Annotated in this window: 23 protein-coding genes and 1 tRNA gene; 15 read left to right on the plus strand and 9 right to left on the minus strand. The window is 42.1% G+C overall.

Features of this window, described 5'->3' with window-relative positions:
* The 3 genes from FTU45_RS09190 to FTU45_RS09200 form a co-directional block, all read left to right on the plus strand.
* Window positions 1–305: FAD-dependent oxidoreductase (locus FTU45_RS09190; protein ID WP_180076304.1), on the plus strand; the 305-nt coding region annotated here is incomplete at its 5' end.
* Between the two features lie 271 nt (window positions 306–576).
* Complete coding sequence (locus tag FTU45_RS09195; RefSeq protein WP_005097376.1) at window positions 577–825, plus strand: hypothetical protein; 249 nt, start codon at window positions 577–579, stop codon at window positions 823–825.
* A 146-nt stretch (window positions 826–971) separates the two neighbouring features.
* Window positions 972–1172, plus strand: coding sequence for a hypothetical protein (locus FTU45_RS09200; protein WP_100329909.1), 201 nt, complete (start codon window positions 972–974; stop codon window positions 1170–1172).
* On the opposite strand, the gene FTU45_RS09205 is transcribed toward FTU45_RS09200, so the two are convergent.
* Both FTU45_RS09205 and FTU45_RS09210 read right to left on the minus strand, forming a co-directional pair.
* The gene (locus tag FTU45_RS09205; RefSeq protein ID WP_005097378.1) at window positions 1156–1794 is read right to left on the minus strand and encodes a LysE family transporter; all 639 of its coding nucleotides are present in this window, start codon (window positions 1792–1794) and stop codon (window positions 1156–1158) included. The two genes, FTU45_RS09200 and FTU45_RS09205, sit on opposite strands and share 17 nt — an antisense overlap.
* Window positions 1795–1920: 126 nt before the next feature.
* The gene (locus FTU45_RS09210) at window positions 1921–2487 is read right to left on the minus strand and encodes an FxsA family protein (protein WP_005170309.1); all 567 of its coding nucleotides are present in this window, start codon (window positions 2485–2487) and stop codon (window positions 1921–1923) included.
* A 125-nt stretch (window positions 2488–2612) separates the two neighbouring features.
* On the opposite strand from FTU45_RS09210, the gene ruvC reads away from it, so the two are divergent.
* Complete coding sequence (gene ruvC, locus FTU45_RS09215; protein WP_159516034.1) at window positions 2613–3158, plus strand: crossover junction endodeoxyribonuclease RuvC; 546 nt, start codon at window positions 2613–2615, stop codon at window positions 3156–3158.
* A 287-nt stretch (window positions 3159–3445) separates the two neighbouring features.
* Here the strand turns inward: ruvC and FTU45_RS09220 are convergent, their stop codons facing one another.
* Window positions 3446–4918 (minus strand): NAD(P)H-hydrate dehydratase, encoded by a 1473-nt coding sequence (locus FTU45_RS09220; RefSeq protein WP_180076305.1) that lies wholly within the window; start codon window positions 4916–4918, stop codon window positions 3446–3448.
* Window positions 4919–4941: 23 nt separating this feature from the next.
* Here FTU45_RS09220 and queG point away from each other — a divergent pair, with 23 nt between their 5' ends.
* The 3 genes from queG (at window position 4942) to bioB (ending at window position 7492) form a co-directional block, all read left to right on the plus strand.
* A complete protein-coding gene (queG, locus tag FTU45_RS09225) occupies window positions 4942–6036 on the plus strand; it encodes a tRNA epoxyqueuosine(34) reductase QueG (RefSeq protein WP_005097382.1) in 1095 nt (364 codons plus the stop codon).
* A gap of 109 nt (window positions 6037–6145) precedes the next feature.
* Entirely contained in the window at window positions 6146–6346 is a 201-nt protein-coding gene (locus FTU45_RS09230; RefSeq protein ID WP_005097383.1) for a hypothetical protein, read from the plus strand.
* A gap of 144 nt (window positions 6347–6490) precedes the next feature.
* The gene (bioB, locus tag FTU45_RS09235) at window positions 6491–7492 is read left to right on the plus strand and encodes a biotin synthase BioB (protein WP_180076306.1); all 1002 of its coding nucleotides are present in this window, start codon (window positions 6491–6493) and stop codon (window positions 7490–7492) included.
* Window positions 7493–7508: 16 nt separating this feature from the next.
* Here bioB and FTU45_RS09240 read toward each other — a convergent pair whose 3' ends face one another.
* From FTU45_RS09240 to FTU45_RS09250, 3 genes are all read right to left on the minus strand, one after another.
* Window positions 7509–7736, minus strand: coding sequence for a hypothetical protein (locus FTU45_RS09240; protein ID WP_074383544.1), 228 nt, complete (start codon window positions 7734–7736; stop codon window positions 7509–7511).
* Between the two features lie 906 nt (window positions 7737–8642).
* Entirely contained in the window at window positions 8643–8825 is a 183-nt protein-coding gene (locus tag FTU45_RS09245; protein ID WP_074383277.1) for an Arm DNA-binding domain-containing protein, read from the minus strand.
* Between the two features lie 193 nt (window positions 8826–9018).
* Window positions 9019–9095, minus strand: a tRNA-Ile gene (locus tag FTU45_RS09250).
* Between the two features lie 797 nt (window positions 9096–9892).
* Between FTU45_RS09250 and FTU45_RS09255 the strand changes: the two genes are divergently transcribed.
* Both FTU45_RS09255 and FTU45_RS09260 read left to right on the plus strand, forming a co-directional pair.
* On the plus strand, window positions 9893–10447 hold the full coding sequence (locus FTU45_RS09255; protein ID WP_005097390.1) for a 1-acyl-sn-glycerol-3-phosphate acyltransferase: 555 nt from the start codon (window positions 9893–9895) through the stop codon (window positions 10445–10447).
* Window positions 10448–10692: 245 nt separating this feature from the next.
* On the plus strand, window positions 10693–11442 hold the full coding sequence (locus FTU45_RS09260; protein ID WP_005097391.1) for a YebC/PmpR family DNA-binding transcriptional regulator: 750 nt from the start codon (window positions 10693–10695) through the stop codon (window positions 11440–11442).
* A 68-nt stretch (window positions 11443–11510) separates the two neighbouring features.
* Here FTU45_RS09260 and FTU45_RS09265 read toward each other — a convergent pair whose 3' ends face one another.
* Window positions 11511–11981: an Lrp/AsnC family transcriptional regulator gene (locus FTU45_RS09265; RefSeq protein ID WP_100329904.1), complete on the minus strand. Its 471-nt coding sequence runs from the start codon at window positions 11979–11981 to the stop codon at window positions 11511–11513.
* 380 nt (window positions 11982–12361) lie between these two features.
* Here FTU45_RS09265 and FTU45_RS09270 point away from each other — a divergent pair, with 380 nt between their 5' ends.
* Window positions 12362–14098: a hypothetical protein gene (locus FTU45_RS09270; protein WP_180076307.1), complete on the plus strand. Its 1737-nt coding sequence runs from the start codon at window positions 12362–12364 to the stop codon at window positions 14096–14098.
* Between the two features lie 60 nt (window positions 14099–14158).
* On the opposite strand, the gene FTU45_RS09275 is transcribed toward FTU45_RS09270, so the two are convergent.
* Window positions 14159–14923, minus strand: a complete 765-nt coding sequence (locus FTU45_RS09275; RefSeq protein ID WP_005097394.1) for a glutathione S-transferase family protein — start codon at window positions 14921–14923, stop codon at window positions 14159–14161.
* A 293-nt stretch (window positions 14924–15216) separates the two neighbouring features.
* Here FTU45_RS09275 and ychF point away from each other — a divergent pair, with 293 nt between their 5' ends.
* Together ychF and FTU45_RS09285 are read left to right on the plus strand one after the other, a co-directional pair.
* Window positions 15217–16308 (plus strand): redox-regulated ATPase YchF, encoded by a 1092-nt coding sequence (ychF, locus tag FTU45_RS09280; protein WP_005097395.1) that lies wholly within the window; start codon window positions 15217–15219, stop codon window positions 16306–16308.
* Between the two features lie 206 nt (window positions 16309–16514).
* On the plus strand, window positions 16515–17132 hold the full coding sequence (locus FTU45_RS09285; RefSeq protein ID WP_005097397.1) for a superoxide dismutase: 618 nt from the start codon (window positions 16515–16517) through the stop codon (window positions 17130–17132).
* A gap of 204 nt (window positions 17133–17336) precedes the next feature.
* Here FTU45_RS09285 and FTU45_RS09290 read toward each other — a convergent pair whose 3' ends face one another.
* The gene (locus FTU45_RS09290; protein WP_005170291.1) at window positions 17337–17834 is read right to left on the minus strand and encodes a hypothetical protein; all 498 of its coding nucleotides are present in this window, start codon (window positions 17832–17834) and stop codon (window positions 17337–17339) included.
* A gap of 103 nt (window positions 17835–17937) precedes the next feature.
* Between FTU45_RS09290 and FTU45_RS09295 the strand changes: the two genes are divergently transcribed.
* The 3 genes from FTU45_RS09295 to purT all read left to right on the plus strand — a co-directional run bounded on the left by FTU45_RS09295 (window position 17938) and on the right by purT (window position 20618).
* On the plus strand, window positions 17938–18690 hold the full coding sequence (locus tag FTU45_RS09295) for an AzlC family ABC transporter permease (RefSeq protein ID WP_005097401.1): 753 nt from the start codon (window positions 17938–17940) through the stop codon (window positions 18688–18690).
* Window positions 18687–19034, plus strand: a complete 348-nt coding sequence (ygaH, locus tag FTU45_RS09300; RefSeq protein ID WP_005097402.1) for an L-valine transporter subunit YgaH — start codon at window positions 18687–18689, stop codon at window positions 19032–19034. The genes FTU45_RS09295 and ygaH overlap by 4 nt, the downstream gene beginning before the upstream one ends.
* A 369-nt stretch (window positions 19035–19403) precedes the next feature.
* Window positions 19404–20618, plus strand: coding sequence for a formate-dependent phosphoribosylglycinamide formyltransferase (gene purT / locus FTU45_RS09305; RefSeq protein ID WP_171063324.1), 1215 nt, complete (start codon window positions 19404–19406; stop codon window positions 20616–20618).
* The last annotated feature ends 17 nt before the right edge of the window (window positions 20619–20635 follow it).

Genomic DNA, 20635 nt, shown 5'->3' on the forward strand with positions numbered 1-20635 from the left:
GTTCACAGGTAACTGCACTGAAATACAAAGACCGTGCGACCGATGAAGAACATACGGTTGAACTTGCAGGAATCTTCGTACAGATTGGTTTGTTGCCGAATACCGATTTCTTAAAAGCAACAGCGGTAGAACTTTCAAATCGTGGTGAGATCCTGATTAACGAACGCAACGAAACCAATGTGAAAGGTGTATTTGCGGCGGGTGACTGTACTACTGTTCCGTATAAGCAGATCATCATTGCCACAGGTGAAGGCGCGAAAGCATCACTGTCTGCATTTGATTATATCATCCGTTCAGGTCAGTAATCCTTAACAAAACCCTAATAAAGCCCGCTTGAAGCGGGCTTTATTTTTCAATAACTACCGGTTTAGATTCAGTATATTTTATAAGCACTGCGTCCATTCATCTTCTTGCTAATCTTGTCATAAGCATGTCATTAATTTTGATTCTGTATAGATGGTCTGTAACTGTCGATAATCTCGTATTGCAAGCCTGTGAAAGCTCTCATATGATAGGGTGATAAATCATCTTTCATGATCGAAGAATAAAAAAGGATAACATCCTGGGAGAAGAACAATGCACTACCAATATCAATGTGCCTGCTGCGAAAAAGTAGTGGAATCTACAGAAAAATCATGTCCAGATTGCGGTTCGCATCATATTCGCAGTCCTTTTGGCTTCTGGATTTTGTGTCTAGTGGCCTGTCTTGCTACAGCGATCGTATTTAAAGTGGTACACGTCTATGTGCAATCACAACAACAAGAAGTTCCCGTACAACACTCTATACTCGATGTTTTACAAGAAGAAAATAAAGGCCTTCGTTAATTTTATTCAGCTCTGATTGAGAGACCTGTTCCGAAAAACAGGTCTTTTTTTATGGTGCTTTAATACCAGTATCGCTATGCAGAAAAACAGCTTCATAGCTGCCAGATTTGATTTACAATAGCAATTCTTGGAATGGGAGATATGCAATGGTTCAGTTAATTAAAAAAGGTGGATTACGCGAGCGTGCCAACCGTAGCCGTAGCTATCAGGGTTCTGAAAATACCGAAACCAGCTTAAGACCCAACCGCTATCAAACAGCGATTAAAACACAAGAAAATTTAGTGTCTTCTTCACTTAAACCCACCGAATCCACTTTGGATGATCATCCAGTTAATTCATCAAAATAAGCGCGTCATACCATAACCATAACGCAAAGAGTAAAAATAGCCCGCCTGAAACGATATCAATATAACTCCCTGAACGCTGATACAGAGCTTTAATTTTCGGCTGTGAAATCAGCAACATGAGTAAAGCGAAAGTGATAAAAGTCTGCAAGGGAATAATCACCGCGAGTTGTGCTTTCAGATATTCCGAGGCTGACGAACTCAGTGCCAGTGAAAATACGCTGCTAAAATAGATCAGCGTTTTAGGATTAGAGAGGTTGGTCCATAGACCCAACATAAAGTAATTTTTGGGTTGTGCCAGTTCATTGGAATCATCTTCGGGCTGATGTTTATTCCTAAAACTGCGCACACCACCTTTGAGCATTGCCCAGCCCATTTTTGCCAGGAATATTCCACCGAGCAGCATCAAGACCTGCTGGACCCATGGAAACTGCTCGATTAAAACGGTAAATCCGGCCAGTGTCAGTACCACCCACACGACAATACCGGCCGAAATACCTGCAATAATTTTCAGGGCATTTTGGCGTGTGGTAGATGCAGCACTTTTGGCGATCAGTAGAACATCAGGGCCAGGACTTAGTTGAGCAACAAAATGCAGAAGGCAGATGGTAAAAAGCAGAGACATTAAAATAGCGTTAAATTATAAAAAATGATTATAACGTTTGTTCAAACTAATGAGAATATTCCAATAAAAAACCGAATCATCAGATTCGGCTTAAATATAACCTTTTAAACTTTGCAGATGAATATCTTATTTTGGATTGATATCTTTCATTTCAATTTTTTTCGCTTCAGGCTTCACTTCACGCGCTTCACCATCAATGATGGTTGAATCACCACGACCTGCTTGCTGGTTTTGCATATCCTGCATTTGACGCATCATCTCGGCAAAGGGGTTCTGGCCTTGCGCACCCCCCATATCGCCCATCATGCCACCCATCATTTTTTCCATCATGGCCTGCTGACGTTTCATCATCGCCTTCATCATGGCAGCTTTAAATACCTGCTGCACGGCTGGAATCAGCATTAATACCGCCAGTACATCGCTAATTAAGCCAGGAAGAAGCAGGAAGAAGCCTGCTAAAATTTTAGGTAAATTTCCTGTTAATGCAGGATCTGCATTCATCTGCCCCATTTGCATTTGCTGCATCTGTGGCATCACACCGGCCGAATATTTACGGATCAGGTTCATACCAATAAAAAATGCAGCCACAAACCAGAAAAATACGTACCACATGCTCCCGACGAGGTCACCCACGCCAATCCAGACAAATACTTCTAGGATTAAGCCTGCAAGGATAATAAGAAATAATTTCATGAAAATTAATCTAATCTCAGTAAAATAAATAATAGGATGATGTAATCAACTGCTTCATCAGGATCAAGCTTTTTTGATACGCTTATGTAACAATATGGGCATTATTCTATTTTTAAAGTGCAGGCATGTCATTAATTATTGGGATTGACCCCGGTTCTCGTTTAACTGGTTACGGAATTATCGAAAAAGACGGCTCCAAACTGACTTTTGTCGATGCCGGTACGATCCGCACAGAAACCACGGAAATGCCTGAACGTTTAAAACGAATTTTTGCCGGTATAGAGCGGATTGTAAAATTTTATGGCCCAACAGAAGCCGCGGTAGAACAGGTCTTTATGGCACAAAACCCTGACTCTGCCTTGAAACTGGGTCAGGCCCGTGGTGCTGCTGTTGCCGCGCTGGTCAATCTGGATTTAAAAGTTGCTGAATATACGGCGCGCCAGATCAAGCAGTCTGTAGTGGGTTATGGCGCTGCCGATAAAGAGCAGGTACAGATGATGGTGATGAATATTTTGAAACTCAGCATCAAACCGCAACAGGATGCCGCCGATGCACTGGCGGCTGCCATTTGTCATGCACATGCCTCAGGTAGTATGAGTAAAATGGCGGTACTCAATGCTTTGGGCGGCATGGCACGTGGCCGCAGTCGGGTCAGCAGCCGTCGTCGTTAATGTTTAGCGCAGTATTTTAAAGCCTTGAATACCTAAGTCGGATTGCAGATGCTCTGGAATAATTGCTTGTCCGATTGCAGAAGCAGGCCCTTTGCCAACTTCGTGCAATCATTTCCTGAAGCGGTGAATCTGCGCCAACAATAACAGCCTCCACTTCGCCACTACTTAAATTTTTCACCTAGCCTTTTAAATCGAGTGCCACAGCCTGCTCAGCAAACCAGTAGCGCTAACCCACACCTTGCACTTGGCCTGAAATATTCATTTTGATGACTGGCACACTATTCTCCTTAGCGATTCACCACCTGATAAATTGCATGTTTCATGTCCTGCGCCTGCAAACCACGTTCGCCGTTTTTGGCCAGTTCATCCCCTGCCAGTGCATGCAGCGTCACAATTTCATGCAAATGAATCGATTGAGCAAATTGTGCCTTTAGACTGGCAATCATCCCGGCCAGCACATCCCCCATGCCGCCTGTTCCCATACCCGCATTCCCGGCAGTGCAAATATACAGCTGTTGTTCCAGAATCAGACTGCCTGAACCTTTTAGCACCCATTGCCCGCCATACTTCTGCCTTAAGGCATGAATCGCTTGAATCCGATCTGTTTCAATGTCCAAGGTTTTACAATCAAGTAAAGTTGCCGCTTCACCCGGATGCGGTGTAGTGTAAGTTTTAGAATTTAATTGTTGCGGCTGTTTGGCTAAAAACCACAATGCATCTGCATCTAAAACAATGTCTAAGTCTGAATTTCGAATTAAATCAAACCATGCCTGATATTGCTCTTTTGCCCATTGATCACGTCCCAAGCCCATACCAAAACAGACTGCATCGACCTGCTGAATTAAGGCTGTGCGCTGCTCTATGTTGAGAGCATTAATATCACGCAGCATAATATTCGGCGCACGAGACAAAATGGCGGTATGGTGTTTCGCATCACAGACAATGGTGACCTTACCTGCTCCGGCAGCAAATGCCGCTTCTGCTGCCATAATCACTGCTCCGCCCATTTCAGCATGCCCCCCCACCACCAGCACATGACCATAACTGCCTTTATGACCAAAGGCTTCACGTTTCGGTAATTTAATCTGCTGTGAGGAAAGTTTGGCAACTGGTTGCAGTGCGGCATCAACTGGAATGGCAGAAATCAGTTCAACCTTAGCGGCATATTCCTTAGCTTGTCCGGTAAACAGTCCTGCCTTTAAGCCCAAAACCGTATACGTAAAATCCGCTTTAACCGCAATAGGCAAAGGCTGACCGGTATTGGCATGCAGTCCACTCGGTATATCAACCGCGATTTTGAGACCTTTCTGGTCATTGATCAATTGGATGATGGATTGCCAGTTCGCATCCAGCTCACGATTTAAACCAATGCCAAATAAGGCATCGATATAAGCGTCATATTCATGCTTAAACTGAAAATGCGGCCCTACTTCCAATCCAGCATCCAGCGCTTCTTGCCAAGCTTTGGCCAAGTCCACTGATTGACCTTTTTCAGCCGCATAAATATCTACATCGAAACCGGCCTGTTTTAAATATTTTGCAATCAGATAACCATCACCAGCATTATTGCCCTGACCACAACACACCGCTATTTTCTGTATATTTTTTTCTTTAAATAGCACACTCAGACGCTGTGTGACTGACCAAGCCACCTGCTGCATCAAACCATAGGAACTATTTTGCTGCTGAAACCAACGCTGCTCCCATGCTTGAATACTTTGGCTATGATAAACAGGGCTATGGTAAACTTGTTGCTGCATTTTTTATTCCCTGTCTTTGGTTTATGACAACTCCCGATTCTTACGCACAAATTCAAGTCTATCAACAAGATCCAGCCGAGCTAAAAGCCTGGATTAAAGCGCAGGCGCTAGAATTGGGGTTTTCTGATTGTGTCATTGCCAAACCAGATGCTCAAGCAGAATTAGCGCGCTTACAGGAATATCTGGATCGTGGCTATCATGGCGACATGAAATTTCTGGAAGATAATCTGGAAAAACGTGCCAATCCTGCCTTACTTGTCCCCGGCACGCGCAGCATTATCTGCGTGCGTATGGATTATCTGGTCGAGACTCCAAAGCCACGTTACGTTCCGTATGCACCCAATTCCGCGATTATTGCGCGTTATGCCCGTGGCCGGGATTATCACAAGATCATGCGCGGTCGGCTAAAAACCTTGGCGACAAAAATCCGAGAAAAAGTTGGCGATTTTGAATCACGCCCTTTTGCCGATTCTGCACCCATTTTTGAAAAATCACTGGCTGAAAGTGCTGGCATGGGCTGGACAGGTAAACATACCCTGCTGATTCATAAAAAGTCTGGTTCTTTCTTTGTGCTTGGAGAGCTATTTACTTCTCTGGACCTCCCTTTTGATGCGCCTGCCAGTAAACATTGTGGTTCCTGTACGGCCTGTATCGACATCTGTCCAACTCAGGCCATTGTCGAGCCCTATATGCTGGATGCACGGCGATGTATTGCTTACTTAACCATCGAGTATAAAGGCATTATTCCAGAAGATTTGCGCCGCGGAATTGGTAACCGGGTTTTTGGTTGTGACGATTGCCAGCTAATTTGTCCTTGGAACAGTTTTGCCCAAATCACCCCGGTAGAAGATTTTCATCCACGACATGGTCTGGATCAGGTCAGCTTGCTAGATTTATGGCAATGGGATGAAACCACCTTCTTAAGTGCGACCGAAGGCAGTCCAATGCGTCGTACAGGTTATCAAAGCTTCATGCGCAATATCGCAATTGGTCTGGGCAATGCACCTTTTGATGAAAAGATTGTTTACGCTTTACAACATCAACGGGCATTACATGACGAAATTGTGCAGGTGCATATTGATTGGGCGATTCAGGAACAGTTGACCAAAACAGCATAAATTTTCAATTTATTACTTCGGCTCACTCGATCTCTTATAAGGCTTACACAATATTTGATCACTTTATGTCATAAAGAAAGAGATGAAAAAATGACGAGAGGGACTGAAGATGCAAGAGCAAGATAAAAAACAGCAACAGCACGAACAGCTAGATCAGCTTAAACAGCAGAAGCAACAACAGCAGCAGCCCCAACATGGGCCAATCGATTCTCCTAAGAACAATCAGCATGAGCAGGATGAACGAGTGCTGAACAAGCAGCATCGTGACGATCTGCAAAATCAGAATATTCATGGGGGTCATCGTGAATAAAAAATTTCAGGATTAAATATAATGACAAAGTCCACCCCGTGTGGGCTTTGTTGGTTATAGAAGGTCATATTTTGCTAGTGAGGCAGACACACATTTTTATTAAGATGAGGTGAATGATAAATAAGCACAAACAAGGACAGATATATGAACACGAGTAATGCAGTACGCAATGATTGGTCACGTGAAGAAATACAGGTACTGTATCAGCAGCCTTTAATGGATTTATTGTTTCAGGCGCAACAGGTTCATCGTGAGCACTTCAATGCCAATACAGTTCAGGTCAGCACCCTCCTCTCGATCAAAACAGGCAAATGCCCTGAAGACTGCAAATACTGTTCACAATCTGCGCATTATGATTCCAAGCTAGAAGCTGAAAAACGTATCGCGGTCGATAAAGTCATTCAGGAGGCTAAACAGGCACTGGCTTCTGGAAGCTCTCGTTTCTGTATGGGCGCTGCATGGCGTAACCCGCATGAGCGCGATATGCCTTATGTTCTGGAAATGGTGCAGGAAGTTAAAGCACTCGGTCTGGAAACCTGTATGACACTGGGCATGTTGAATGCATCCCAAGCAGAACGTTTGAAAGATGCCGGTCTGGATTACTACAACCACAATCTGGATACTTCTCGTGAATATTATTCACATATTATCAGTACCCGAAGCTTTGATGACCGTCTCGATACTTTGGATTATGTGCGTCAAGCCGGTTTAAAAGTATGTAGTGGCGGTATTGTCGGACTGGGCGAAAGCCGTAATGACCGGATTGGTTTATTATATGAACTTGCCACGCTGGTCATTCACCCTGAATCTGTCCCGATCAATATGCTGGTTCCAATTGAAGGCACACCAATGGCAGATGTAGAAAAACTGGATGTTATTGAATGGATTCGTACCATTGCAGTGGCGCGCCTCTTGATGCCAAAAAGCTACATCCGCCTCTCTGCGGGCCGTGAATCGTTAACCGATTCAGATCAGGCTCTGGCATTTATGGCCGGTGCCAATTCCATTTTCTCGGGTGAAAAACTTTTGACCACCCCAAATACTGCCCAAGGTCGTGACCAAAAGCTATTTGAGAAATTAGGTCTGGTTGCAGAGCAGCCTAAACCAAGTGTACGTGCATTGGCGACCGATGCGATGGCAGGCTAAGCAATATAGGAGTGAATTAAGTCGCTGAAAAGTTATGTGCAGTAATCAGTATGCCATAGCGGGCATTCAGATAATCTCCAACTCTGATTTGATCCATTCCATTGGCATGATGCACCACCAACTCCTGAGTGATTGCATCATAGCTAAAAGACTCATAACTGTCTTGATGCAGACTAAGCCAATGCAGCGTATCTGCCAGATTGCTGTCTACGATATAGGTATCTGCATGAAAATTTTTGCTCATATGCCCGATCATCAGCTTGGAATTTCACTCTAATTTTAACGGAAATTAGCCAAGTATAAGCATAAAAAAAGTGAGCCCTCGCTCACTTTTTTTTGTAAAACATCAGTCCTTATTGATCCCACACTTACGACACTCCCTGTGTTCCCCGATTTCCTGCATTTGCTCGTACTCATAGATATGCAAGCAAAATAATTTTCTTAATAGCTGAAGCATCTTGAAACTCCTGTTTAATCATTTTTTTAATACGCTTCTTAAGATATTCCTTCCTGAAACATCATGATTTCTGACTAAAAAATCATCTCTTATTTATTAGCATAATTTTCTCAGTTGTAAAATGCATTTCATCTACTTTTAATCTTATTTCCTGATATTTTTTGAAGTGCATCACAGTCCATTCATAAATATAAACTTTTTTCCTGAGGTAAAATTCTTCTAGATAAAAAATCCTCAAGAATGGCTCATAAAACTCATCTATTGAAGCCAGACCTCTTTTTTATAAGTTGATTCAAATATTGCCTAATTTTTATTTAAGTGTAATAGTTAAATTATCGTCAATGGTAAAATCATAAGCATTACGACAATACGAAATTAGTTTTTCAAATCGATTGAATATCTGTTCATTTAATTGTTTTTATTGGAAAAATCCTTTCCACTCCGAAGCAGGTATGTCTTTGAATAGACGATAACAAAATACTGGCAATATATGCTTTTCTATCGACTGATACTCTTTCTTATAAGTTTTATCAGTTCATACAGCTTGCTTTGTCTTCATCCATTTAATCAGTAAATTACCAAAAAATAGGTTCTCTTTTTGTTGAGCTTTCAATAACTTCTCATTTTTAGTTTTTAAAATGAGTTCACCATTTTAATACTTAATGGCCATTGAACATGCTTCTCTGACTGAGATTACTGGATAAGTCCCAAGCTATGTCCATTTACCAAGTGTATTCTTAAACCGCAACTGCCATGATTTTTACCTGTTACAACGACTTTTAAATACAAACCCATAATATCCGAAACCCTATACTCTAATTCTTTAGGTTTTAACACTGCAAATTGGGTATCTGTGAGCAATTTAGATTTAGCCATAAAATTATGATTTTCCTAGATTAAACTAGGCTCCTGTATCCTGAGTTATATTTTAAATTTATGATACAAACAAGGATACGAATAGGGTGTTTTTCTACGAGTCTACCTGAGTATTCTTAAGACATAAAAAAACCCTTAACTCTTTTAGAGTTAAGGGTTTAGATCTTATATAAAGCTATATAAATATAAAATTTGGTGGGCCCAGACAGACTTGAACTGTCGACCAACGGATTATGAGTCCGCTGCTCTAACCAACTGAGCTATAGGCCCTACATGCTGAAAACTTTATTTATCAATAAGTTCAAGCGTCATGAATACTAGCTAAGATTTTTTTGAAAGACAAGTACTTTTATAACCACTTGAACACTTAGGCAGCAATCATCATGACTTGATTCGAAAGAAATTCTAGTTCTTTAATACTTCAGTCTAAAGACATGCAGAAAAATGGGTATATACAGATCAATTTAAGGCAGCCTAGCCTGAAATATTGACGTCAACCTCATAGAATAAAGCATACATTTGATAGATTTGACGTCTCAGTATATTTATAAAGTATCAAAAAATATTTGATAAAATATTAAAAATGATGGAAAAGTATATGAGCTGCAGAATAAAGAAAAATTAGAATTGAGACTTCATTTCTTTTTCTTTACGCAAATCCTGCTTAATTTCGATGAAAGACCATACAATTATAAGCACTAAAATCAATAAAGAGACTACAAAGGCTGTAATGTATGTCATAGTTTTCAATCTCAGAGTAGAAAGAACAACAAAATAGAAAGGATTAATACCCCTTCTCTTCTTCGACAAAAGTCTAATAACTAAATCTTGCTCTGGATAGTCATTTTTTCACCATTTTAAGACTTTTTTTATATCTAATAATACTTTTTTAATATCAAAATTTTTTATTTATACATTTTAGCTCTTAATATTTCAGTTTAAAAAGATCAAGAAATTATAGATTTCTACATTATTTACACGTTTTATTTGCCAGCCTATTGACTGAATGGCCGAACAAGAAGAAATTATGCAATTCTCCACATATGGCTTTTACTTAATCTGTGCTTATGCTAAATAAATTCATTGGCGAATCTGCATTTAAACTTGCGGGTTGGCAATATCATGTCGAACCAGATGTACTCGAAGACAAACAGGTCATTATTGGCTTTGAACATACTTCAATGATGGATGCGGTGCTGTCGATTGCCCTCTTCCAGATTTATGATCTTAAAGTTCATACCTTGATCAAAAAAGAACTATTTAAAGGACCTTTCAAACCGCTATTAAAAGCTGTCGGCGGTATTCCTGTTGACCGCAAGGCCAATAAAGATATCGTGACCCAGATGGTGGAGCATTTTCAGAATAATGAAAAGTTTAATCTGGTGATTGCACCAGAAGCGACACGTGCCAAGCAAGGTGAAGCACGTAAACCGATCCGTACCGGCTTCTGGCATATTGCCAAAGCTGCCAATGTGCCGATTGTGTTGCTATATGCCAATTCCAGAACCAAACAAGGTGGCATTTTAGGCAAAATCTATCCAACAGATCTGGCTCAAGATCTGGCCTTAATCAAACAGCTCTATAAAGATAAAGTGGATCTGGATATTGTCATTCCGGAATAAGCTCAGTAACAGTGCTCGACATGAACAGATCCTTTGCTGTTCATGTCCTCCCAAAGCATTTGTATAAATTTGAAAAATAAAATCAAAAACTGCACTATAGCATTCCCCTTTTCTATCAATTTAATACAATTTTTTTGTTTTATCCTGAAATCTCAAATCCAGACACTTTTTTTTAAAAAAAAGCTTATGGTAGAATTTCGGCATTCTGATAGGCATACAGCCAATCTACAAGGAGCAAAGTTCGCATGGCGGGTCATTCCAAGTGGGCCAATATTAAGCATCGTAAAGCAAAACAAGATGCGAGTCGTGGTAAGCTTTTTACCAAATATATTCGTGAATTAACCACTGCGGCAAAACTCGGTGGTCCAGATGCAGGTAGCAACCCTCGTCTGCGTGCGGTGGTTGAAAAAGCATTATCTGTAAATATGACACGTGATGTGATCAACCGTGCCATTCAACGTGGTGCGGGTGGCGAAGATAACGACGACCTGAAAGAAGTGACCTATGAAGGTTATGGTGTAGGTGGTGTTGCTGTTCTGGTAGAGACCATGACAGACAACCTGAATCGTACTGTTCCTGATGTTCGCCATTGCTTCTCAAAAACCAATGGTAACTTAGGTACTGCCGGTTCAGTGGCTTATCTGTTTACCAAACGTGGCGAGATCACTTTTGAAGATGTTTCTTTAGAAGATCAAATCATGGAAGTAGCTTTGGAAGCAGGCGCGGAAGATATTGAAATTGCTGAAGATGAAATTCTGGTAATTACCACGCCTGAAAGCTTTGGTGATGTACAGGATGCGCTCACTGCAGCAGGTCTGAAGTCTGACAATGCTGAAGTGGTGATGAGCCCTTCAACCAAAGCTGAAATTACAGATGTTGATCAAGCCAAAATGATTTTGAAAATGATCGATATGTTTGAAGATTTAGATGATGTTCAAAACGTATATACCAACGTAGAGTTTACTGATGAAGTGATGGCGCAATTAGACGCTTAAGCTTGATCAAAACTAAAAACGCACCCTTGGGTGCGTTTTTTATAGTTGTCTACTACTCTCGCCTAGGATCAAACTTTATTGAGTAATCCGCTACAGTTAAAGACATTATATTCTTTAATGACAAAGCTCGAATGCAGTGCAACCACATGCTCAATTTTCCCGATACGCTTGAGTAAAATTTCACTATAATTTTCCATATCTCGCGCCACTACTTCGACAATAAAATCCGCAGACTGGCCGGTGACCAAAAAGGCATTAATCACTTCGGGAATACTTTCCAGTTCTTCCAGAAATTTAGCAAAAGTATCACTATCATGTTTACTTAGCGACACCTGTAACAGTACATGCAGCGTGAAACCTAATTTCTGATAATTAATTTCACGCTTTAAGCCACTGATAATATTTTGATCGATCAAGTGTTTGATCCGGCGATGGACTGAACTCACAGATAAATTTACCCGCTCTGACAGTTCATTCAGATTGACATCCTCATGGGTCAATATTTCTAGAATATGTTTATCGAAACGATCCAGTTCCATTTTTATACTCTTTCTTAATAATCAATAAAAATAGCAAAATATTGCACTCTCCCTGTTATACAATATTTATTTATTTTTCACAAAGTTTTCATATTCTGAAAATATTTTCCAAATCTTCTGCCATTTTATAAAGTAACTTTCAATCCTGAACCAGATAACCGTTAATCATATAATTCTAAAAAATGACCAATGTTAATTTCTATTAATTATTTATTTTTTAATAGTTTAAGTTTAATTAGTCCAGTAAAATATAAGCCAGACCTTCAAGTACCCGCACAGTTCAGCCACTTATCTTTTACAAGTGTATAGAAATAGATTAAAACAAAGCCGCACTAAAAATAAAAATAGCATTTTTCAAAAATATTAAATAAGGAATGCTCATGGCTTCTAAAATTTTAAGTTTGATTAAAACCAAGGTGAGTCCTGTCTTAACGGCTGAAACACAAACTAAAAGCCTGTTAGGTGGCTTATTCGCTGGAACAGCCTCAGGTACGCTTAGCAATCTCATTGGCAGTCTAAACGGCTCTAATTCACAATCTTCCGTGAGCTCATTATTAAACAGCCTTCTCTCTGGACATAGTCTGAACAGCGCAAATATGAGCAATTTATTAATTCAGTTGTCTGGTTCAAATGCTTCGAAGTTAGATATTCAGAGTCTGATCAGCAGCTTAACCCAATCCAATGGAGGCAGTTTTAATATTGGCCAGATCACCAACTTGTTGAATGGCCTAATGGCGAACAATAGCAGCAATCTGGATATTGGTGCTCTTTCCAAACTCGTCGGCGGTCTCATCGGCGGTAATGGCGAGATTGATATTGCACAAATCGCTCAGCTGGTCAGCGGCCTGATCGGCGGTTCTGGTGGTTTAGGTAATATCGACATTGCTGCGATTGCAGATCTGGTCAGTAACCTCATCGGCGGTAATGGCGAGATTGATATTGCACAAATTGCCCAACTGGTGAGTGGTCTCATCGGTGGTTCAAGCAACATCGACATTGCTGCAATTGCAGATCTAGTCAGCAAGCTCATCAGTGATAATGGCGAGATTGATATTGCACAAATCATTCAGTTGGTTGGTGGTCTAATCGGCGGTTCTGGCGACTTAGGTAATATCGACATTGCTGCAATTGCAGATCTGGTCAGCAACCTGATCAGTGATAATGGCGAGATTGATATTGCACAAATTGTCCAACTGGTGAGTGGTCTCATCGGTGGTTCAAGCAACATCGACATTGCTGCAATTGCAGATCTGGTCAGCAACCTCATCAGTGGTAATGGCGAGATTGATATTGCACAAATTGCCCAACTGGTGAGTGGTCTCATCGGTGGTTCAAGCAACATCGACATTGCTGCAATTGCAGATCTGGTCAGTAACCTCATCGGCGGTAATGGCGAGATTGATATTGCACAAATTGCCCAACTGGTGAGTGGTCTCATCGGTGGTTCAAGCAACATCGACATTGCTGCGATTGCAGATCTGGTCAGCAACCTCATCGGCAGTAATGGCGAGATTGATATTGCACAAATCGTTCAGCTGGTTGGTGGTCTGATTGGTGGGTCTGGTGCACTAGGTGATATCGACATCGGCGCGATTGCAGATCTGATCGGCGGTTTAATCGGCGGCAATACAGGCAATGATTTTGATATCGGTGCTATCACAGATTTAATTAGCGGTTTTGTCGGTGAGAATGCAGCGGGGGATTTTGATCTCGATGGCTTTACCGATTTACTCAGCGGCCTGATCGCGAATGGCTCAAATGGCATAGATTTAGGAGGATTATTGGGTCATCTCAATCTAGATAGTGATCTGGATCTGGGTACTCTGATCGAAGGAATTTCCTCTGCTTCAAACGGGTTTGATCCAGGGAGCATTGCCGGAGGCATTGGGCAATTGATTGATAATAGCTCTTCGATTGAATTACCCGATCCAGGTGATCTGGTCCAAGATGTGGGTGCCACAGATTCCAATATTGACTTGTCTGCTATTCTGCCTGACATTCAAGATACGATTCAAAATATCAGCAGTGGTGGTGGTTCATCCAGCTTTGATTTTGGTTCACTGTTCAATCACTTTAGTAAAAATATTGATATCGACCCAAATAATCCTTGGGGTTAATCATCATCTCATTAAAAACGCGCAAATGCGCGTTTTTAATTTTAGGATTTGCCTTGAAGCTTATACACCACGCCAGTCTACTCGCGCATTGCGTTCGGTTCGGTAAATACGACAAATATATTCACCCAGAGGCAACGCATTTAAATGCTGCTGATAATCACGATATTCTTCGGACAAGGTTTCAAAATTTTCTTTTTCCCACGGCGTCCCCGGAATCGCCAATAATGGAGCAAGCATAGAACAGACAGCAATATCCGCCAGACCTAAACGATTTCCGACAAAATAATATCCACCTTGACTAACCAGCATCTGATTGAGTTGCTGTACAGTGACATCAATATGCTGTTTGGATTCCGCCACGGTTTCCTCATTCAATGCATAACCCTTGGCGACCATCGCTTTTAATAAAGGTTTAGAAAATTTTTCAAACTGGCGCAAATAGCCCTGCTCACCAATTAAAATATCGAGAGATTCATGATCGGAAGTCAGCGCTTGAGAGAGCATCCAGCGGCGGACATGACGACCCAGCTCCAGAGTAATTTCATTAATTTCTAAGGCTTTATTTCGAAAATGTCCTTCAGCATACAATAAACGATGTTCTGGATAAGTATCATCCAGATAAAGCGCAATCTGGGTTGAATCTGCAATCCATTTGTCCTGATCGCGCAAAATAGGCAGACGATTCTGTCCTGTTTTCAGTCGGGCAAAAGCCCGATGTACGCCGGGAATCAGGTTGTGAGCAACATAGTACAGCTCTTTATGGTCCAGCATCCAACGTGCTTTTTCGCAAAAGTGAGATAAAGGAAACTGGTATAAAGTTCGCATGCATGCTCCATGTTTATCGTTATTGGATCAGGGCGTATAGGCCGCTGTTTTATTCAGATACTTTAGTCACTCAATTTTAGAAAAACAATGTGATTTTTATCCAAAAGTACAATACTGGCTGATTATTCCTCTATATTCGGCGGACTCATAATAAATCCGGGAAAGCTCAGCGGAGCTTTTAAGTTATAAGAAGCATTTGATTGCAATAAACCACAAGTGCATGACCTGACTTTAGCCGTGCTTTCATGTAAAATCGGGGGCAATTTTTATATAACGCTTTTGTGAGTTATTTCATGGGTTTTAATTGCGGTATTGTCGGCTTGCCGAACGTTGGCAAATCTACACTTTTCAATGCTTTAACCAAAGCTGCTATTGCTGCAGAAAACTTCCCGTTCTGTACCATTGAACCAAATACCGGCATCGTGCCTGTTCCTGACCCACGTTTAGACAAATTGACAGCAATTGTTAAACCGCAGCGCGTGATTCCAACGTCTATGGAATTTGTGGACATCGCAGGTCTGGTCGCTGGTGCTTCTAAAGGTGAAGGCTTAGGTAACCAGTTCCTGGCCAACATCCGCGAAACTGATGCAATCGCTCACGTGGTACGTTGTTTTGAAGATGAAAACGTCATTCATGTGAATGGTCGTATTGATCCACTGGATGATATCGCCACGATTAATACAGAACTCGCGCTTGCAGATCTCGACGCGGTGGCGAAAGCGATTACCCGTTTGACTAAATCTGCCAAAGGTGGTGACAAAGAAGCAATTGCTACTAAAGCAGTATTAGAAAAAATCCAGCCTTTACTCGATGAAGGCAAACCGGCTCGCGCAGCGGATCTGGATGATGACGAACGTAAACTGGTACGTGGCTTTGGCTTAATGACGCTTAAACCAACCATGTATATTGCCAACGTTGCTGAAGACGGTTTTGAAAATAACCCGCATTTGGATGCAGTGAGAAAATTGGCTGCTGAAGAAAATGCAATTGTCGTACCTCTTTGCAACCAGATTGAAGCGGAAATTTCATTGCTTGAAGATGAAGACCGTGCTGAATTCCTGGAAGCGATGGGCATGGAAGAACCTGGTTTAAACGTGGTGATTCGTGCAGGTTATTCACTACTTGGCTTACAAACTTACTTCACCGCAGGTGTACAGGAAGTTCGTGCCTGGACTGTGAAAGTTGGTGCAACTGCACCGCAAGCCGCTGGTGTAATTCATACCGACTTTGAAAAAGGCTTTATCCGCGCAGAATGTATTGCTTATGATGATTTCGTGCAGTACAACGGCGAAGCGGGTGCAAAAGAAGCCGGTAAATGGCGTCTAGAAGGTAAAACCTATATCGTTCAGGATGGCGACGTTTTACATTTCCGTTTTAACGTCTAAGTATTTGCTGTGTGAAAAAGCCCCTTCTGGGGCTTTTTTATTACCTAGGAAATAAGATGACCGAGCGTAGAAAACTTACAGGCAACGCATAATTCACACATATTAACAATAATGATAATTATTCTCATATAAAAATATTAAATTCAGGCGTATGTTAAATCTAATGAAAAATAACATGACTTCATTCTAGCAAAGGAATCCTGACCATGAGCTATACCCTGCCTGTACTGCCATATCCCTATGATGCCCTAGAGCCTCATATCGATAGCAAGACCATGGAAATTCATCATAGCAAGCATCATCAAACCTATATTAATAATATCAATGCAGGGATCGCAGGAACCGAATGGGAAGATTTATCGGTCGAAGCCTTAATTAGCAAATTCAATGAAGTACCGCAGCAATTAAAACAGAACGTGATCAATAATGCCGGTGGACATGCCAATCACTCCCTGTTCTGGACAGTTATGAGTCCAGACGGTGGCGGCCATCCAGAAGCTGAAATTGCAAAGGCCATTGAACATGAATTAGGCGGATTCGAGGCATTTAAAGACACCTTTACCCAGGCAGCACTGAGCCGTTTTGGTAGCGGTTGGGCCTGGCTGAGTGTTGCGCCAGATCAAACACTTATTGTAGAAAGCAGCGCCAATCAGGACTCTCCACTGATGCATGGCAATATTCCCATTTTAGGTCTGGATGTCTGGGAACATGCCTATTATTTGCACTATCAAAACCGTCGTCCGGAATATATCTCGGCTTTTTTCAATGTTGTGAACTGGCAAGAAGTGAATCGTCGTTATCTGGAAGCATTGAACACGCTTTAGCTTTAAATATTTAAGGAGATCGACCATGTCTACACCTATTCTGATTAAGCGCATAATTGGCAGCACACTCCTGATCTGTGGTGTATTTGTGATTTTATTAGAACATGTGTGGATACCCTCTTTTTAGAGTCTTGCTGTTGTCTCATCCTAAAAAAGCCAGTCTGAATGACTGGCTTTTATGCTTATAACTAAATGGCTAAAGGTTTATTGCATATTAGCAATCGCGGTACCTTTTTGTTTGGGATCAGTATTTCCCAATTCAGGATTATCAATCGCATTCTGACATTGCAGTTTATCCCGCTCATAATCCGCCTGCTTTTGTTCCAGACTGCTGCCATTGTCGATCACGGTACGCGCCCAGATTTCCAGACTGGTTAAGGCTTTACGACACAGAGCATATTTACCTTCAGTCACCGAATCGGTCATTTTGACATTAATACGCCAGTCTGTGCTCAGCTTACGTGCCGGTTGACGCACCTGGGTTTCCAGCTGATCCACTTCTTTATTATAAACCAGTGGATCGACTTTATTGATCAGTTGCCATGCCGCATTGGCATAGGTGGTCGCATCATTAGTCAATTTAGGTGCCGGTTTAATTTCTGGCTTATCAGTCGATTGACTGTCATTCCCACACGCTTGTAACAACAATGCAGTGCTCATTAAAGCAGCTGTCAGCATCGTACGTGTCTTGAACATCCACATATCAGGCTCGCCAATTTAAACATTTCGGCACTATGCTATTAAATTCACGTAGAATACACAATCTTCATTTGACCCATCGTTCAACTCTCCTTCAAGGTGTGTCATGTCTGAACAGAATCAACTCGCTACGCAACCTGCTGGCTTCTGGCAAGGTGCAAAAGATAGCCAAGCGATCATCTTCACTTATTTACCAGTGTCGTTTGCTTTTGGCGTTTCAGCCACTCAGTTTGGCTTTACGGCTTGGGAAGCGCTGTTTCTTTCCTGCTCGATGTATGCAGGTGCCAGCCAGTTCCTTGTGGTCGCACTTTTAGGCAGTGGCACATCTATCTGGATGACGGCATTAACGGTGATTGCCCTAGACATTCGGCATTTGCTCTATGGCCCTGCGCTGCAAAACCTGATTCAAGACCGGCTGAATTTAAAGAAAACTGCGATCTGGTCTTGGGGTCTGACCGATGAGGTTTTTGCTTCCGGCATGATCAAGCTCTCGCAACGGCGTCAGGAATGGTCTGAATCCTGGATGCTGGGTTTAAGCCTGTTTAGCTGGATGTCCTGGGCATTGGGATCTTTTCTCGGTGGTTTATTTGCCGATCAGGTCAGCAATCTGCCGCAATTCTTGCAAGCGGCTCTAGACTTCCTGTTACCTGCGCTGTTCCTGAGTTTCCTCTTGGCTGCTTTTGAGAAGAAACATACTTTTGTTGTGACTGTCACCATTCTGGTTTCTGCTGTGGCCTGTTACTTTATTGATCTGTCTGCCGCGATTTTCATTGGTATCAGTTCCGGTATTTTTGCCGGCCTGTTCAAGCACTATATCTTAAAACAGCCAGATCCTGAACATGCAGGAGATCAAGCATGAATCTAGAGATTATTCTGGTCGGCATTGTCGTCGGGATCGCCAATTTCGTCTCACGCTTCGGGCCTTTTTTTGTGATTCAGAAATTTCAGCAAGGCTCACAAAAACGCGGAGCATTGTGGCTAAAAATTGCCTTGGGTTCAATCGGCATTGCGGCAATCAGCTCCATGCTGGTAGTTGCTACCTTACCGCCATTATTAGAAACACCGAATAAAAGTATTGCGATGCTGGTCGGATTTATCGTACTCACTGCGTTGTACTTTAAATTCAAACGCATCGTGATGGCGACCCTGACCGCAGCACTGACCTATGGTCTGGTTTATACCTATGTGCCGATGACGTTTTAAGCTTGAACTGACTGATCAATCAAGATAAAGACTTATGCTTATGGAATAGTATAGGTCTTTATTATATAAAAATAATTAGCTGATCCCTATCATTTTTCCTGAAAGAAAAAGCTCAAATAAAATCATTTCCGTATTCTTTTATACTTTTTTAATACTCGACCAGTTGTAGATAGAAAAAAGCTATTGCCAAAACAGGATATACCGTCTTCAAATCAGTCTGACAGATCAGTGACATGACAATTACGCCTTACTTACATCCAGAAAAACTTTATAAATAAAACTGTTGGACAATATCACAATTTTGTATGAATCTTGGCTTAACTGCCGGCTCAGTTCTGCTATGCTAAAAGTCCATAAAATCAAGCATGGATGACACACATGAGCGTGACTATTGGTACTCCCCTGCAAGCTTCTGCCTATAAAGTTCTATTATTGGGTTCTGGTGAACTGGGCAAGGAAGTGGTGATTTCACTACAACGTCTTGGGGTCGAAGTTCATGCTGCTGACCGTTATGAGCATGCACCTGCCATGCAAGTCGCGCATTATTCCTATACCTTGAATATGGCCGATGCTGAAGAATTAAAACAATTGATCCATCAAATCCAGCCACATTTAATCGTTCCTGAAATTGAAGCCATTGCCACACAAGTACTGGTTGACGTTGAAGAACAAAATATTGCGACCGTCATTCCTTCGGCTAAAGCGGTCAATCTGACCATGAACCGCGAAGGCATTCGCCGTCTGGCCGCAGAAGAACTGGGGCTGCCAACTTCAGCGTACCGATTTGCTGACAGTTTAGAGTCCTTCCGTGCTGCCTGTGATGATGTCGGCTATCCAAACTTTGTCAAGCCGGTCATGTCCTCTTCTGGCAAAGGCCAGTCTCGGGTAAAAAGCTTTGCAGAGGTAGACGCGGCTTGGGAATATGCGCAAACTGGTGGACGCGTCAATCAGGGTACAGTGATTGTCGAATCGCAAATTGACTTTGATTTTGAAATTACCTTATTGACTGTTCGTGCAAAAAATCCGGCAACCGGCGAGATCGAAACCTCTTATTGCGATCCGATCGGCCATCGTCAGGACTCGGGCGACTATGTCGAAAGTTGGCAACCTCAGCCGATGACTCCGGCAGCGCTAGAGGAATCTAAACGCATTGCCCACAAAGTCACCACAGCACTGGGGGGTTGCGGAATCTTTGGTGTAGAACTCTTTATCAAAGGCGACCAAGTATGGTTTAGTGAGGTTTCTCCTCGTCCACACGATACCGGACTGGTAACACTCGCCTCTCAATTTCAAAGCGAATTTGAACTGCATGCACGTGCGATTTTAGGCCTGCCGGTCAATACCACACGGCATAGTGTGGCTGCCAGCGCGGTGATTTATGCCGGGGTAGATGATCGTAATCTTTCATTTTCTGGCCTGAATCTTGCTTTAGCAGACGGCAATACTGATTTGCGCCTGTTTGGCAAACCTGAAGGCTTCGAACGGCGTCGCATGGGCGTTGCGACTGCACGTGCTGAAAGCATTGAACAGGCACGCGAACTGGCACTTCAGGTCGCAAATCAAGTTAGCATTAATCAAAACTAAGCTGAAATACCAACGGA

Source organism: Acinetobacter sp. YH12106 (assembly GCF_013418995.1).
Classification (GTDB): domain Bacteria; phylum Pseudomonadota; class Gammaproteobacteria; order Pseudomonadales; family Moraxellaceae; genus Acinetobacter; species Acinetobacter pseudolwoffii.